Below are 13,677 nucleotides of genomic sequence, written 5' to 3' on the forward strand. Positions count from 1 at the left end.
TAATACAGATAACAAAAGAAAAACTAACTAGCTTATTCAATCAACTGAGGAGGTAATCACTATGCTAACCATTGATATTCCAACTATGCGGAGTCAAATGCGCAAAAATGATGAAAAACGCGATGCTGGTCTGACCGAACCTAATACTCTAGAAATGTTCAAGAACTTATCTTACGGACCTCATGGCATTGAAAATACATTTGATATCTATTATCCCAAAGGCATCAACAAGTGTCTCCCAACAATCATCAATATTCATGGTGGCGGCTTCTTTTATGGAGACAAAGAACTTTATCGTTTTTACACAATGTATTTAGCAACTAAAGAATTTACTGTGGTGAATTTCAATTATCGTTTAGCCCCGGATCATCAATATCCTACACCTTTGGAGGATATCAACGCTTTGATGCATTGGTTAGTCGAACACGGGAAAAGCTATTACATTAATCTGGATCAGCTATTTTTAATCGGTGATAGCGCCGGCGGACAACTTGTTGAACAATATGCAGCAATGACTAGCAATCCAGCATATGCTCAAAATTTTTCGTTTCCAATTGCAACGGTAACCTTTAATGCAGTCGCTATGAATTGTGGCGCTTATTTCATTGGAAAAAATGGCGCTGTCAATCAAGATTTTCCATTTTATTTTGGTGAGACAGTGGCTCCCATAGTTGAAAATCAATTTCCTGTAGAAAAGTACATCACGGAGAACTTCCCGCCTGCCTTTATTGCGACAGCTACCCATGACTTTTTAAAAGACGTCGCTCAACCCTTAGCAGATTTATTAACATCAAAAGGGATCGAAGTAACTTACCATATATACGAGAATCAAGATAAATCGGATCTTGGACACGTCTTTCATTTAGATCAAAAAAATGAGATGGCTCAACAGTGTAACAAAGATGAGATTGCCTTTTTCAAGCGTTTTCTTTAAGATGAAGATAACACGTTAGGGGGATAAAAGATGCATTATTTAAGTATTGATATTGGTGGAACATATATCAAATTTGGATTGATCGATCGTGCTGGTCGTTTTATCCAAACGTGGCGAGAACCAACACCTAAAACCTTAGAAACGTTTAAAGAAATAATCGTTTCTGCTTTAAATGAGCAAAAAGGACAGATCAAAGGTATTGCCATGAGTTGTCCTGGAAAAGTAGACTCCGCTAAAGGTCACATTCATACTGGAGGTTCACTGCTATTTCTCTATGATTTCCCTATGAAAAAGTGGATTTCTAGCTTTACGGATCTTCCATTTGCAGTAATTAATGATGGGAAAGCAGCAGCTTTAGCTGAATGGTGGATTGGTAATTTGAAGGGTATTAAAAATGGGGCAGCAGTCGTTTTAGGGACTGGTATTGGTGGTGGATTGATTTTAAATAATCGTTTGCATCAAGGGCCTAATTTCCAAGCTGGCGAAGTAAGCTTTCTAATTCGCCAATCCCCCCATCCCGAGCAACCGCAACTCTTTGGTTTTTATGGTTCTGCTGTAAAATTTATGAAAGAAGCAACAACCATATTAAACGTTTCAATAGACAATCATGAAATAGTCTTTACAGCAATAACCGATCACTCATCAACTGCTTTAACTGCTTTATTTGAAAACTATTGTCGCGATATTGCGATTCTTCTGATTGATATGCAAGTGTTGCTGGATCTAGAAAAAGTTGTGATTGGGGGTGGAATCAGCGCGCAAGACCAGTTAATTGAAATGATTCAGATACAATATTCCACTATTAGAAAAGAAGAAACCATGCTTGAGCGAACCTTTGATCCGCTTATTATTGAGGCATGCGCCTTCCAGAATTCATCGAACTTATTAGGTGCTCTGTATCAATTGTTTGTCGAGATGGATGAGACAATTGAATAAAGACTAAACATAAGCTGGGGCAGCAGCTTGTTTCTGATAGAGTTACTACTGTTCCAGCCCAGTTAAGTTCCATCCTCAATCGTGATAATAGACCTCATCAAGAAAAAGTCCCTGAGAAGGCACTGTCATCCCTGCTTCACTTCTAATTTTCCGTTTAAAAACCTCGTCGATCATTTCTAATTTCATTGTTCCAGTCCCAATTTCTAAAAGTGTCCCCACAAGGATTCGAACCATTTTGTACAAAAAACCATCCCCGACAAACGTAAAATGAAGCAAGCTTCCTTTCTTATTGATAGAAAGCTCCTCAATTGTTCTAGTCGTTGATTTTTTTGTCTTTTTAAGCGAAGAAAAGCCAATAAAGTCATGTGTGCCAATCAATTTTTGACAAGCTTGATTCATCAATTCAAAATCAAGTTCCTCACAATAGTGAAAGCTATACTGTCGTTCAAATGCTGACGGAATCACATCATTCCAGATATAATAGCTATATTTTTTTCCTATCGCATTGTACCGAGCATGAAATCTTTCTGGTACTTCCTCCGCCTTCTTCACAACAATATCACGTGGAAGGTAGCGATTGAGAAACTCAATCATATCCGCCAAACTCATTGTAGCATTAGTTTTAAAGTTAGCTATCTGCCCTCTAGCATGCGTTCCAGCATCCGTCCTACCTGAACCGATAATTTCTATTTTTGAACTTATCATTTGCGTTAAAATATTTTCGATCTTTCCCTGTATTGTTTTATCTGAATCCCCAAGTCTTTGCCACCCTAAATATCTGGTACCGTCATATTCGATTGTTAGTTTAATATTCCTCATTATTTTCTCCTCTTACAATATATTTTTATCTAACTTTAAACGCCTAATTATTATGCGCAATTTCAAAAACAGAACAATTTCTAACTACTTTAGTATACGCTAGAATAGAATGGATTAAAAATACTTTTATACACTGGACCTTCCCATTTCTTAATACAAATCAATAATTTTTATACGCGCAATACAAGGGGAGATTCCATATAAAATTTTAATGAAAAGAAAACGTATAATGGTAATACTGATCTAAAGAAGAGAAATCCGAACCAATTAGTATATTTATCGTCCTATTGACATAACATTCATACTAATCTATATTTAACATAGGTAATCATCTATATACTGGAGGGATAGATATGGATTATGAACAAATGTCATTAGTTCTTAAAGCAATGGCTGATCCTAAACGAATGAAAATCATTGATCTTCTCTCATACAGTTGCATGTGCGCATGTGACGTGTTAGAACATTTTGATTTTACTCAGCCAACTCTTTCTCATCATATGAAGGTTTTAGAAAAAGCGGGCATCGTTTCAGTTAATAAACAAAAGCAATGGCATTACTACACGTTAAAAGAGACATTTGTAAGAGAATTTATGAGTTCCATGGCACAATTACTTTCGGATAGCGATACAGATTGTCTTTGCCAAAATAATAACAACTAAAAATCAGATAAAATAAGGAGATTTGTTAGTAAATGACTTATGCACTTGAAATAAAAAACTTAAAAAAAGTATACGCTACAGGAGTCGAAGCGCTAAAAGGAATTAATTTAGCCGTAGAAGAAGGCGATTTTTATGCGCTACTCGGACCAAACGGCGCTGGAAAATCAACAACAATTGGGATTATCACCTCTCTTGTCAACAAAACTTCTGGTCAAGTCAATGTTTTTGGCTATGATCTTGACAAAGAGTTAGTCCTTGCAAAACAACAAATTGGACTTGTACCACAGGAATTCAACTTTAATCCTTTTGAAACAGTTGAACAAATCGTTGTCAATCAAGCTGGCTATTACGGTGTTTCACGAAAAGAAGCATTAAAACGCAGTGAAAAATACCTAAAACAATCAGACCTTTGGGAGAAACGTAATGTTCGAGCGCGAATGCTTTCGGGCGGAATGAAACGTCGCTTAATGATTGCACGTGCTTTGATGCACGAACCTCGACTCCTTATTTTAGATGAACCTACCGCTGGAGTAGATATTGAGTTAAGACGAGAAATGTGGGATTTTCTGAGAGAGCTAAATGCAAATGGAACTACCATTATCCTGACAACGCATTACTTAGAAGAGGCAGAGATGCTTTGCCGTAACATCGGTATTATCCAGTCAGGAGAGCTGATTGAAAACACTAGCATGAAAACTCTTTTAGCAAAATTACAGTTTGAAACCTTTATTTTTGATCTAGAGGATTTTGACAAACAACCTGAAATCATAGGTTATAACAGCAGTTTCGAAGACGAACACACGCTTGTTGTAGAAGTCGAACGTAATCAAGGAGTTAACGATTTATTTGACCAACTCACAAAGCAAGAGATAAAAGTTCTTTCTCTTCGAAACAAATCCAATCGATTAGAAGAATTATTTCTAAAAATCACAGAAGAAAAACGGCACGTGGATACCGATTCACATACCACGAATTAGGCTAGTAGAATGGTATACACTATACGCCTCAGATTGATTTTTCTTTTGAAAAATCAATACTTTAATACGAATATTTAGCGATACGGGCTAGTTCTTCAAAAAGATAACGTGCGACTGAGGCCAAAAGTACCTCAGTCATAGTTCCTTATTTTTTCATTTGAACTGAACGATCCCACTACACTTTTAAAATAAGGAGAATAAAAATGTTTAAGCTATATTTCACGGCTCTAAGAAGCCTTGCAGTAAAAGAAACCAACCGTTACCTACGGATTTGGGTGCAAACGTTAGTTCCACCCGTCATTACCACATCTTTATATTTTGTCATCTTCGGAAACCTGATTGGCGGACGAATCGGACAGATGGACGGTTTCTCCTACATGGAATTTATCGTTCCTGGATTGATCATGATGTCAGTGATTACAAGTTCTTATGCGAATGTCTCTTCTTCATTTTTCTCGCAGAAATTCCAAAAGAATATTGAAGAATTACTCGTAGCACCTGTTCCAACACATATTATTATTTGGGGGTTTGTGATTGGCGGACTTGGTAGAAGTGTTCTAGTCGGTACTCTTGTGACAATGATTTCGCTATTCTTTGTACCACTTCACGTTTATTCATGGACCATTGTCATTATTACACTTCTTATGACTGCTATTTTATTTTCATTAGCAGGTTTGTTAAATGGAATCTTCGCTCAATCGTTTGATGATGTTTCCATTGTACCTACCTTTGTTTTACAACCGTTGACTTATCTTGGTGGTGTCTTCTACGCAATATCTATGTTACCACCAATCTGGCAAACTATTTCAAAGATCAACCCAATCGTATATATGATCTCAGGCTTTAGATACGGTTTCCTTGGTACCATCGATGTTCCTATCATCTTATCAATGATTATATTGATTCTTTTTATCTCTGTACTTTATACAGTTTGTTGGTACCTGATTGATAGAGGACGTGGTTTAAGAAGCTAGTAGTTATATAGAGAAAATAAAAATGGACGTTACATCGATGCTTTTGACCGATGTAACGTCTTGCTTCGTTTCATTTAATTTTCTTTCACTGTAGAAGTTACTTTTTCATCAATTCTCAAAAATGGTAAATAGATAAATACACTAACAGCGATAATAAGCACTTGAAGAACAGTTGCACGCCAGTCACCTGCGGTTGCTAGAAAGCCAGAAATAATTGGAGGCGTGGTCCACGGAATTTGAACAACCACATGATTGATTAACCCAAAATACGTAGCGTAATAAGCAATAGTTAATGAAAATATCGGTGCTAAAACAAAAGGAATAATCAAACTTAAATTAAATACAATAGGTAAGCCAAAAATAATTGGTTCGCTGATATTAAAAGCGGCTGGTGCGACAGATAGCTTAGCAAAATCTTTATAATCTTGTCGACGACTGAAAATAAAAATGGCAATTAGCAAAGCGATTGTGTTTCCTGATCCACCCATTACAGCAAACGTATCTTTAAACGCCATATTAATGATATGCGGGATTTCTTCTTTATTTGCATAAGCAGTCATATTTTCTTGCATATTTTGTAAAAGAAAAGGATCGAGTAAAGAACCAGAGATAACCGCTTGATGAATCCCAAAACCAAAAAACAAATTAGCAACAGATGTGATTAATAAAAATCCTGGTAACCCGGTCGTTACACGACTCAGCGGACCTGTAATGACCATTGTTATGAATGCATTCACATCTTGATGAAACAATTGATTAACAGCAAATGATAACAGAGCAAAACTTGTCACTGTCAACATTATCGGAATTAAAACGTTGAATGATTTTGTAACTGCTGGAGGAATATTTCCTGATAAATTGATTTGCAGTTTTTTAACCCTTGATAATTTAATAAACAATTCCGTTGCAAATAATCCAATAAAAATACCAACAAACATACCTGAAGCACCCGTATGCGTCAATGGAATAGCTCCTGTAACTTCAATTGATTTTGTTGCTCCCTCTGGTAAAAACATCATCTTCATCGGTGTTAAAACAATAAATGTAGACATGGCCACTAACACTGCGGCAATTTGGTTAATATAATTACGACTAACACACATATGATAAGAAACAGCCGCTACTACCAGTAATGTTGCAATACTTAATGTCCCGTTCCCAATAGACACACCAATTTCTTGGATCGTCGTTAAAGTAGCTGGTGAAATAATTTTCCCCATAAATCCTGTAGGTTCTAAAATAACATAATTAATTAACGTAACAAAGCCCGCCAGCATCATGAACGGCATAAACGTAGCAAATGCATCTCTTAAAGTGCGTAAATGAATTTGATTCCCTAACTTAGTTGCGACAAAACCAAACTTTTCAAAGAGTTTATCTTTTTTACTTTCCCTCATCTCAATTCCTCCTAGACAAGATACTCTATATCATAATCAAAACCATTGTCATCACTTAATTGTTTATAAAATTCTCCGCTTTTTTTAATGGTTCTTTGTTGCGTATCTAGATCTAAAGAAACTAACCCATAGCGATTTTTATATGCATTGATCCACGACCAACAGTCAATGAATGTCCACAGATGATACCCTTTAATATTGGCGCCTTCTTGAATGGCTTTCCAAAGATATGCGAGGTGGTCTTTAATAAAGTTAATACGATACTCGTCAATCACTTGTCCCGTCTCATCCATAAATCGTTCTTCATTCGCAACACCCATTCCATTTTCAGAAATAAAGGATTCAATGTTTCCATAATTATTTTTTATATCCATACACAACTCATAAATGCCTTTTTCGTAAATTTCCCAGCCACGATACTCATTCATTTTTCGTCCTGGCATAATATGATTTTCAAAGAACCATTCAGGTAAAAAAGGACCATTTTCGTTAATTGCTGTTAGTCTTGCTTTCACACGTCTTGGTTCATAATAATTTAGCCCAAGAATTTGAGCAGTATTTTCTCTAATACAAGCTAAATCCTCCCTTGTATAATCGTTAGGTAGTTGGTCATACTTCCGTAATAGCTCTACTAAGGCTTTAGGAAATTCACCTTTTACCATTGGGTCCAAAAAGCTCCTTGTATAAAATAAATCAGCAATTTCAGCGGCTTTTACATCTGCAGGATTTTGACTTCTTGGAAATGTAGGACTTAAATTCAAAATAACTCCAATTTTTCCAGACAACTTTTGTTCCTTAAAGCTTTTTATAATTTTTGCATGAGCTAAAATCGTAAAGAAGGCTGCCTGAGCGCCACGTTTGAAATCAACAATATTCGGATAATGGAAATCCTCCAAGTAACTACCCAAAATCGGTCCTAACGGCTCATTTGATGTAAACCAGTGATGCACTAAATCACCAAAATAATTGAAACATGTCGTCGCAAAATGAACATATGCTTCAATAACTTCTCTGGATTCCCATCCACCTTTATCTTGCATAGCTGCTGGCATGTCAAAGTGATATAAGTTTGCGAAAACTTTGATTCCCTCTTGATTCATTTTGGAAAATAAATCTTGATAAAAGGCAATAGCCTTCAGGTTTACTTCACCTTCACCACCGTCTGGAAACATTCTTGCCCAAGAAATAGAAACTCTAAATGAATTGTGTCCAGTTTGCTTCATTAACTGAATGTCTTCTTCATAGTGATGGATATGATCTGTTGTTATTTCTGAACTTACACGATTATAAAAACGAGTGGGTTGTTCACTATACCATCTTTCCCATACGGTTTCTGCTTTTCCTGTTTCGCCTCGTCCTTCTGCTTGTTCTGCGGACCAAGCAGACCCCCACCAAAACTCTTCTGGGAAATTCAATTTTTGTTTACTCATCGCTATTCTCCTTATCTCCATTTTCATTTAATAAACAGATAATAGCACCGCTTACAATCAATATAAATAGTTTTTGCTAAATAAATATATTTTAATTTAAATATATATATCTTTATAGATAATCAATTGACTTAAAAAGTTGAATAGCGCATAATTTGTTTAAACATACAAAAAAAAGATATACACAAAAGTATATCTTTCTGAAATGAGGAAATACTAATGAATCTAAATTCAAAATATATGAAAGTCTATATCGACACTAAAAATAAAATAGCTAACGACTATTATCCCGTTGGCGGAAAATTACCTTCTGGCAAAGAGCTCGCACTACTTTATCAATGCAGTAAACTTACTGTAAAAAAAGGGCTAGATCTTTTAGTGAAAGAAGGAATTCTTAGAAGTAGAAGTGGTTATGGTACCGAAGTACTAAGAAAACCGATGGATACGACGCATGTATTTGGGCCTAATGCAGGCTTGTTAAATATTATAGGAGAAGAACATGTCTCCTCAAAAATACATAGTTTTTCAATAGAAATCCCTAGTAAAAAAATAGCTCAACTGCTTAAAATTTCTACTAAAGATTACGTTTATAATATTGTCAGAAGTCGTTATATCGATCATAAACCTTACTCTATTGAACAAACGTTTATGCCCCTATCTATTATTCCAGGGTTACAGCCAAAGCATTTAGAAAAATCTGTTTATAACTACATCACTGAAGAATTAGATTTAACGATTCAGACCTCGCATATATGGATAAAAGGTGATGTGGCAAACGAAATGGATCAACGATTTCTTTCAGTTGAAGAGAATTTTTTCATGGTAGAAGTTGAAAAAATTGTCTCCCTTGAATCAGGCAAACCTTTCGAATACTCTGTAACGAGACATCTGTACAGTGATTTCACATTTGAGGCCGTTTTTGTTCAAAATCATTAATCTTTTTAAACTAATTATCCCTTTTATTTATCTAAAAGCATAAATTTACTCTAAGCTTTAATAGAAGTAGAATGCTTTATTAACATATTTATTCACAAATATATACAATTGAATGCCCCTAGTAAACTTAGGACAATTTTTTTAACTCATAACGAACTAAAAATATGCAGCAGGGAGAGAATATCATGGACAACGTTTTTTCTTCAACCAATCAAGTATTATTATTTTTACTATTTTTTAGTCTGGTCGCTTTTCTATTAGCATTTTTTATAGATAAATCTAATGGACTCTTTTTAGCTAGAAATCCCATTGATACTAAGAGCTATGAAAAAGCACCAGAGAATGAGAATGAAAGAAAGGCTGGAAAGTTATTCACAAAATGGACCTATCGATTAGTCTCAATACTTATTCCATTATTTCTAATTCTCTATAATAATCTATTCGTCAAGATTCTAGGCATAATTTTTATCATAGCTATTTTAATTTATCGAAACAGCAAAAAAAAATAGCATTTTCTTTAAATAAGTTTATCTTCTATCTTGTCAAAAATTCGTCGTGAATAGCGATAATTATACTCTTATCGTTTTTCAATAAATAATCAACACTTGTTTCGAATGAGAATCAAGATGATTAACGGGGGCATTCAATAAAAATGAGCGTTACGCGCTTTTTGTGTATCCTAAAATCAATCAAAAAAGCGGGGAAAGGGTGGTTCAAACATAGCTCCTTTTTATTTTTCGGAGCTAAATGTTTTTGTTCCAACCTCGTCCCACACTCAACTCAGTCACATTTTTTATATCTTTTTATTTAGAAATGATTTTCATCTCTTGACTCAATTCAGAATCAAAAGCATCCGTAATCAAAACAACTTCATTTAAATCAAAAGACTTTACTGCGGATGTCTTATGAAATTTTGAGCTATCACATAATAGAAATGACTTTTTCGCGTAATCAATTACAGTCTTTTTTTTGATCGCTTCAACTAAATTAGGCGTCGTTACACCGAATGTTACATCAATACCATTGGCTCCTAAAAAAGCTTTATCGAAAACGTATTTTTTAATGTTCGCTTCAGCTAAAGGTCCACTTAATGATGAAATTTTAGGATCATAAGTTCCACCTAAAATCGTGATTTCAGCTTCAAAATCCCCTGTTAATCTAAGAACATCCGTATTTGTAGTAATGATCTGAATCTTCTTTTTAAGCAATTCTTTCAAAAGGGTCGTACATGTAGAACCCGAATCTAAATAAATCGTTTCACCAGCAACAACTTCGCGAGCAGCTAATTCAGCTATATAGAGTTTTTCTTTCGTTTGCAAACTAGATTTCGTTGACATAGGCAACTCAGAAACACTAGAAGAAATTTTAACAGCCCCCCCAGATAAGGTCTGCACTTTATTTACCCCTTCAAGCTCTTTTAGATCACGTCTAAGAGTAGAAATCGAGACTTCTGGTATTAGCTTTTGTAACTCCTCAATCCGAATAAGTTCTCTACTTTCTAATATTTCTATAATTTTCTCTTGTCGAACATAGGGAATCATAAGAAGCTCCTTTCATTTTTTCTTTACTAATGCTTTTAAGAAGAATACCCATACTTAAAATACCATAAATATAGATAAATAGTAATGAATTTGAAAGAAGTCATTTTGAAATTTTAAGATAACACTTCTTCTTTTTCCGTGAACATATATGCTAAAATCGCTGATATGACAAGTGAAATTATGAGTCCTATCATTGCCTGAATAAAGTTTGAAGAATTATCTGTCACAAAAGCAGGAAAAGTGGTCACACTACCAAAGACAAAGGCATTCGTCACGACTTTCATCAGTCCTAAATAAGCACCACCTACGGCACCACCGATGATTTGAGCTAAAAACAATTTTTTATTTTTTACTAATAAGCCGAATAAAGTTGGTTCGATAATTGCTGAAAGAGCGATTGTTACTAAACCTGTTACTGCAAAACTGCGTAATTTTTTATTTCTAGCTTTAACGTACACACCGATCGTCGTACCAATCACTGCAAAGTTACAGGCAAACGTAAATGGTACGATATAGTCAAACCCGTAAGTCGATACATTATTGATCATGATCGGATTAACTGCCCAGTGAATCCCTAGGCTTACCAACACACTCCAACCGCCACCGATCAATATTCCTGTCAAAATACTACTACGTTCGATCAACCAATTTACGACTTGTGCCACGGCTTCACCACTGTAAACACCAATCGGACCAATCACAATAATCGTTAAAGGAATCATCACTGCCAAAGAAATTAAAGGAACAACGACTAATTTTAGTGTTTCAGGAATGTTTTTATCTAAAAACTTGTATAGATAAGAAAATGCCCAAATCGAAAGGATAATCGGAACAACCGTAGAATTATAATTCATTAAAACAACAGGAATTTTCAAAAAGCTTGTCGTTGCACCATTTCCTGTGTCTCCCATCAACGCAATAAATTCTGGATTTAATAATGCCGCACCAATCAAGGCAGATAAATACGGACTAGCTCCAAATCTTCTCGCAGAAGTAAACGCTAACAATACTGGTAAAAAATAAAAAACACTCATTGAAGCAACGGTCAAAATACTATATGTTCCACTATTTTCTGATAAAAGACCCGTTTGTACAGCTAAAATCAACAATCCACGTAAAATCCCTGAGCCAGCCAAAGCAGGCAATAGCGGAGCAAAAATTGCTGAAATAGCTGAAAAAATATTACTTATAATATTACCAGAATGCTCTCTACTATTATTTACTTGAACATTCCCCTCTTTACCTGTAACTAATGCTTCAAATTCATCATACAATTTTGGGACTTCAGTTCCGATTAAGAGTTGATATTGCCCTGCTTTATTAACAACATTGATAACGCCATCGATCTCTTTCACGGCTTCATCATTTGCCTTAGAAGGATCTTTCAGTGTTAATCTCAATCGCGTCGCACAATGAGTCATATTCGCTAAATTATCTGCACCGCCAACTTTTTCTAAAATTTCTTTTGCTGCTAATTTGAAATCCATTCTCATTCACTCCCTTAGTTCTTTTTATTAGAATAATGTATTAGAAATCTTAAGCTAAGATTTCTAATACTAAATCACTTACTTTAACTGCACTATTTTGTTTAATGATTTCTGCAATGTAATCCATTCCTAATCGATCAATAATTGAATCAATTTTTTTAATCATATTTATATTTCTTTCGCACTCTTCAACAGGATCTTCAATGATTGGAAATGTATCAAAATAAAACGCATGGTCATAATTGTATCGCTTTGTATAGTAAATAAATTCAATCGTCTTAATCAAGCTACTCGTACCAATCATCAATCCATCATCATTTAAACCATATCCGTCATTTAAATGCACTCCAAATAATTTTTTACGGCTACCTAAAATACTAGCACCGTACGCAGGATTTTCGTGTTTCATCAGCATGTGACAATAGTCTAACGTAATTCCTAGATTTTCACGATCAACCTCATGGATCATCGATAAAGCAACTCCGAAACTATCTAAGAAAGCATAGGCTCTTGGCTGGAAAGGTTTATATTCAATACTTATTTTAAGATCTGGTGCATAATCTGCGATCTCGATCATACACTCTTTGATTTGTTGCCAAACTTTTTCATAGTCAATCTGAAATGAGTAATCAAATCCATCAAATCCTAACCAAATAGTGACAACCTCACCACCTACTTCACGGCAATAGTCACAAGCTTCTTTGCATAACTTTATCGCATTGCCAGAAATTTTCTGATTGGCATTCCCTAGTTCTCCATTAATGAATTCACTTCTAAAACGTAAAGCTACACCATTTGCTTGCAATTTACTTTTTTGTAAAATCCCTTTCATTTTTTCAGCTGGGATATCTACTACATGTTCTGGATAATTAAAATCAACATGAGTCAGTCCTAAACGATTAAATTCTTGTAATACTTCTTCTACATTATTATTAAACTTCGGTAAAAATGAATTGATTCTTGTCGCTAACTTCATTTTCTATTCCTCCTCTTCTTTTCTACACCTCCATAATAGCATCACTTTTTTTCAATATCAACCATTTTTTTTCATTTTATTTCACTATTTATCAAAAAGAGCCAAAAATTTTCGTGATTTAACTGTTCATTTACTTTTCTATCTGACGAATCATCTCTACTCGCTTTGCATGTCTCCCTTCTTCAAAAGTCGCATCTAGCCACTCTTTTACAATCATTTTTGCCAGCTCGCTTCCAACTACTCGAGAACCAAAGGCTAAAACATTCGTATTGTTATGTTCTTTGGACAGTCTAGCTGAATATGGTTCACTACAAACAACAGCACGGATTCCATTTACTTTATTAGCGGAAATCGAAATACCTACGCCTGTCCCACAAATTAAAATGCCTCCATCAAAATTACCTGACGCAACCTCTTCAGCCACTTTCTGACCATATTTTGGATAATCTGTTCGTTCTGATGTATAGGCACCAAAATCTTCGATCTCATGCCCTAACTCTTTTACATATTCGATAATCTGTGGTTTTAATTCAATTCCAACATGATCGTTGCCAATTGCTAATTTCATAAAATAATTCCTCCTGTCATAAAAAAACTAAAATAGTTTG

Annotated in this window: 14 protein-coding genes; 7 read left to right on the plus strand and 7 right to left on the minus strand. The window is 34.9% G+C overall.

Going from position 1 to position 13,677, the window contains the following annotated elements:
- Positions 1 to 61 precede the first annotated feature (61 nt).
- Positions 62 to 934, plus strand: a complete 873-nt coding sequence (locus AC4BBR_RS14990) for an alpha/beta hydrolase (RefSeq protein WP_490460274.1) — start codon at positions 62 to 64, stop codon at positions 932 to 934.
- Positions 935 to 964: 30 nt separating this feature from the next.
- Positions 965 to 1,870 (plus strand): ROK family protein, encoded by a 906-nt coding sequence (locus AC4BBR_RS14995; protein ID WP_490460275.1) that lies wholly within the window; start codon positions 965 to 967, stop codon positions 1,868 to 1,870.
- A 75-nt stretch (positions 1,871 to 1,945) separates the two neighbouring features.
- On the opposite strand, the gene truA is transcribed toward AC4BBR_RS14995, so the two are convergent.
- Entirely contained in the window at positions 1,946 to 2,689 is a 744-nt protein-coding gene (truA, locus tag AC4BBR_RS15000) for a tRNA pseudouridine(38-40) synthase TruA (protein ID WP_490460276.1), read from the minus strand.
- A 353-nt stretch (positions 2,690 to 3,042) separates the two neighbouring features.
- Here truA and AC4BBR_RS15005 point away from each other — a divergent pair, with 353 nt between their 5' ends.
- From AC4BBR_RS15005 to AC4BBR_RS15015, 3 genes are all read left to right on the plus strand, one after another.
- Positions 3,043 to 3,351: an ArsR/SmtB family transcription factor gene (locus AC4BBR_RS15005; RefSeq protein WP_490460277.1), complete on the plus strand. Its 309-nt coding sequence runs from the start codon at positions 3,043 to 3,045 to the stop codon at positions 3,349 to 3,351.
- A gap of 32 nt (positions 3,352 to 3,383) precedes the next feature.
- Positions 3,384 to 4,328 carry an ABC transporter ATP-binding protein gene (locus AC4BBR_RS15010; protein WP_490460278.1) on the plus strand — a complete coding sequence of 315 codons (945 nt, stop codon included), beginning with the start codon at positions 3,384 to 3,386 and terminating at the stop codon, positions 4,326 to 4,328.
- Between the two features lie 203 nt (positions 4,329 to 4,531).
- Positions 4,532 to 5,302, plus strand: a complete 771-nt coding sequence (locus AC4BBR_RS15015; RefSeq protein ID WP_490460279.1) for an ABC transporter permease — start codon at positions 4,532 to 4,534, stop codon at positions 5,300 to 5,302.
- A gap of 74 nt (positions 5,303 to 5,376) precedes the next feature.
- Here the strand turns inward: AC4BBR_RS15015 and AC4BBR_RS15020 are convergent, their stop codons facing one another.
- Positions 5,377 to 6,699: a PTS sugar transporter subunit IIC gene (locus AC4BBR_RS15020; protein WP_490460280.1), complete on the minus strand. Its 1,323-nt coding sequence runs from the start codon at positions 6,697 to 6,699 to the stop codon at positions 5,377 to 5,379.
- 11 nt (positions 6,700 to 6,710) lie between these two features.
- Complete coding sequence (locus tag AC4BBR_RS15025; protein WP_490460281.1) at positions 6,711 to 8,129, minus strand: glycoside hydrolase family 1 protein; 1,419 nt, start codon at positions 8,127 to 8,129, stop codon at positions 6,711 to 6,713.
- A gap of 219 nt (positions 8,130 to 8,348) precedes the next feature.
- Here AC4BBR_RS15025 and AC4BBR_RS15030 point away from each other — a divergent pair, with 219 nt between their 5' ends.
- Both AC4BBR_RS15030 and AC4BBR_RS15035 read left to right on the plus strand, forming a co-directional pair.
- A complete protein-coding gene (locus AC4BBR_RS15030) occupies positions 8,349 to 9,065 on the plus strand; it encodes a GntR family transcriptional regulator (protein ID WP_490460282.1) in 717 nt (238 codons plus the stop codon).
- Between the two features lie 185 nt (positions 9,066 to 9,250).
- Entirely contained in the window at positions 9,251 to 9,574 is a 324-nt protein-coding gene (locus AC4BBR_RS15035; protein ID WP_490460283.1) for a hypothetical protein, read from the plus strand.
- Between the two features lie 294 nt (positions 9,575 to 9,868).
- On the opposite strand, the gene AC4BBR_RS15040 is transcribed toward AC4BBR_RS15035, so the two are convergent.
- The 4 genes from AC4BBR_RS15040 to rpiB all read right to left on the minus strand — a co-directional run bounded on the left by AC4BBR_RS15040 (position 9,869) and on the right by rpiB (position 13,637).
- Positions 9,869 to 10,606 (minus strand): DeoR/GlpR family DNA-binding transcription regulator, encoded by a 738-nt coding sequence (locus AC4BBR_RS15040; protein ID WP_490460284.1) that lies wholly within the window; start codon positions 10,604 to 10,606, stop codon positions 9,869 to 9,871.
- Between the two features lie 113 nt (positions 10,607 to 10,719).
- Entirely contained in the window at positions 10,720 to 12,093 is a 1,374-nt protein-coding gene (locus AC4BBR_RS15045; protein WP_490460285.1) for a PTS transporter subunit EIIC, read from the minus strand.
- Between the two features lie 49 nt (positions 12,094 to 12,142).
- Positions 12,143 to 13,069, minus strand: coding sequence for a sugar phosphate isomerase/epimerase family protein (locus AC4BBR_RS15050; RefSeq protein ID WP_490460286.1), 927 nt, complete (start codon positions 13,067 to 13,069; stop codon positions 12,143 to 12,145).
- Positions 13,070 to 13,199: 130 nt separating this feature from the next.
- Complete coding sequence (gene rpiB / locus AC4BBR_RS15055; protein ID WP_490460287.1) at positions 13,200 to 13,637, minus strand: ribose 5-phosphate isomerase B; 438 nt, start codon at positions 13,635 to 13,637, stop codon at positions 13,200 to 13,202.
- Positions 13,638 to 13,677: the final 40 nt, after the last annotated feature.

The organism is Enterococcus sp. AMC1251 (assembly GCF_058216535.1).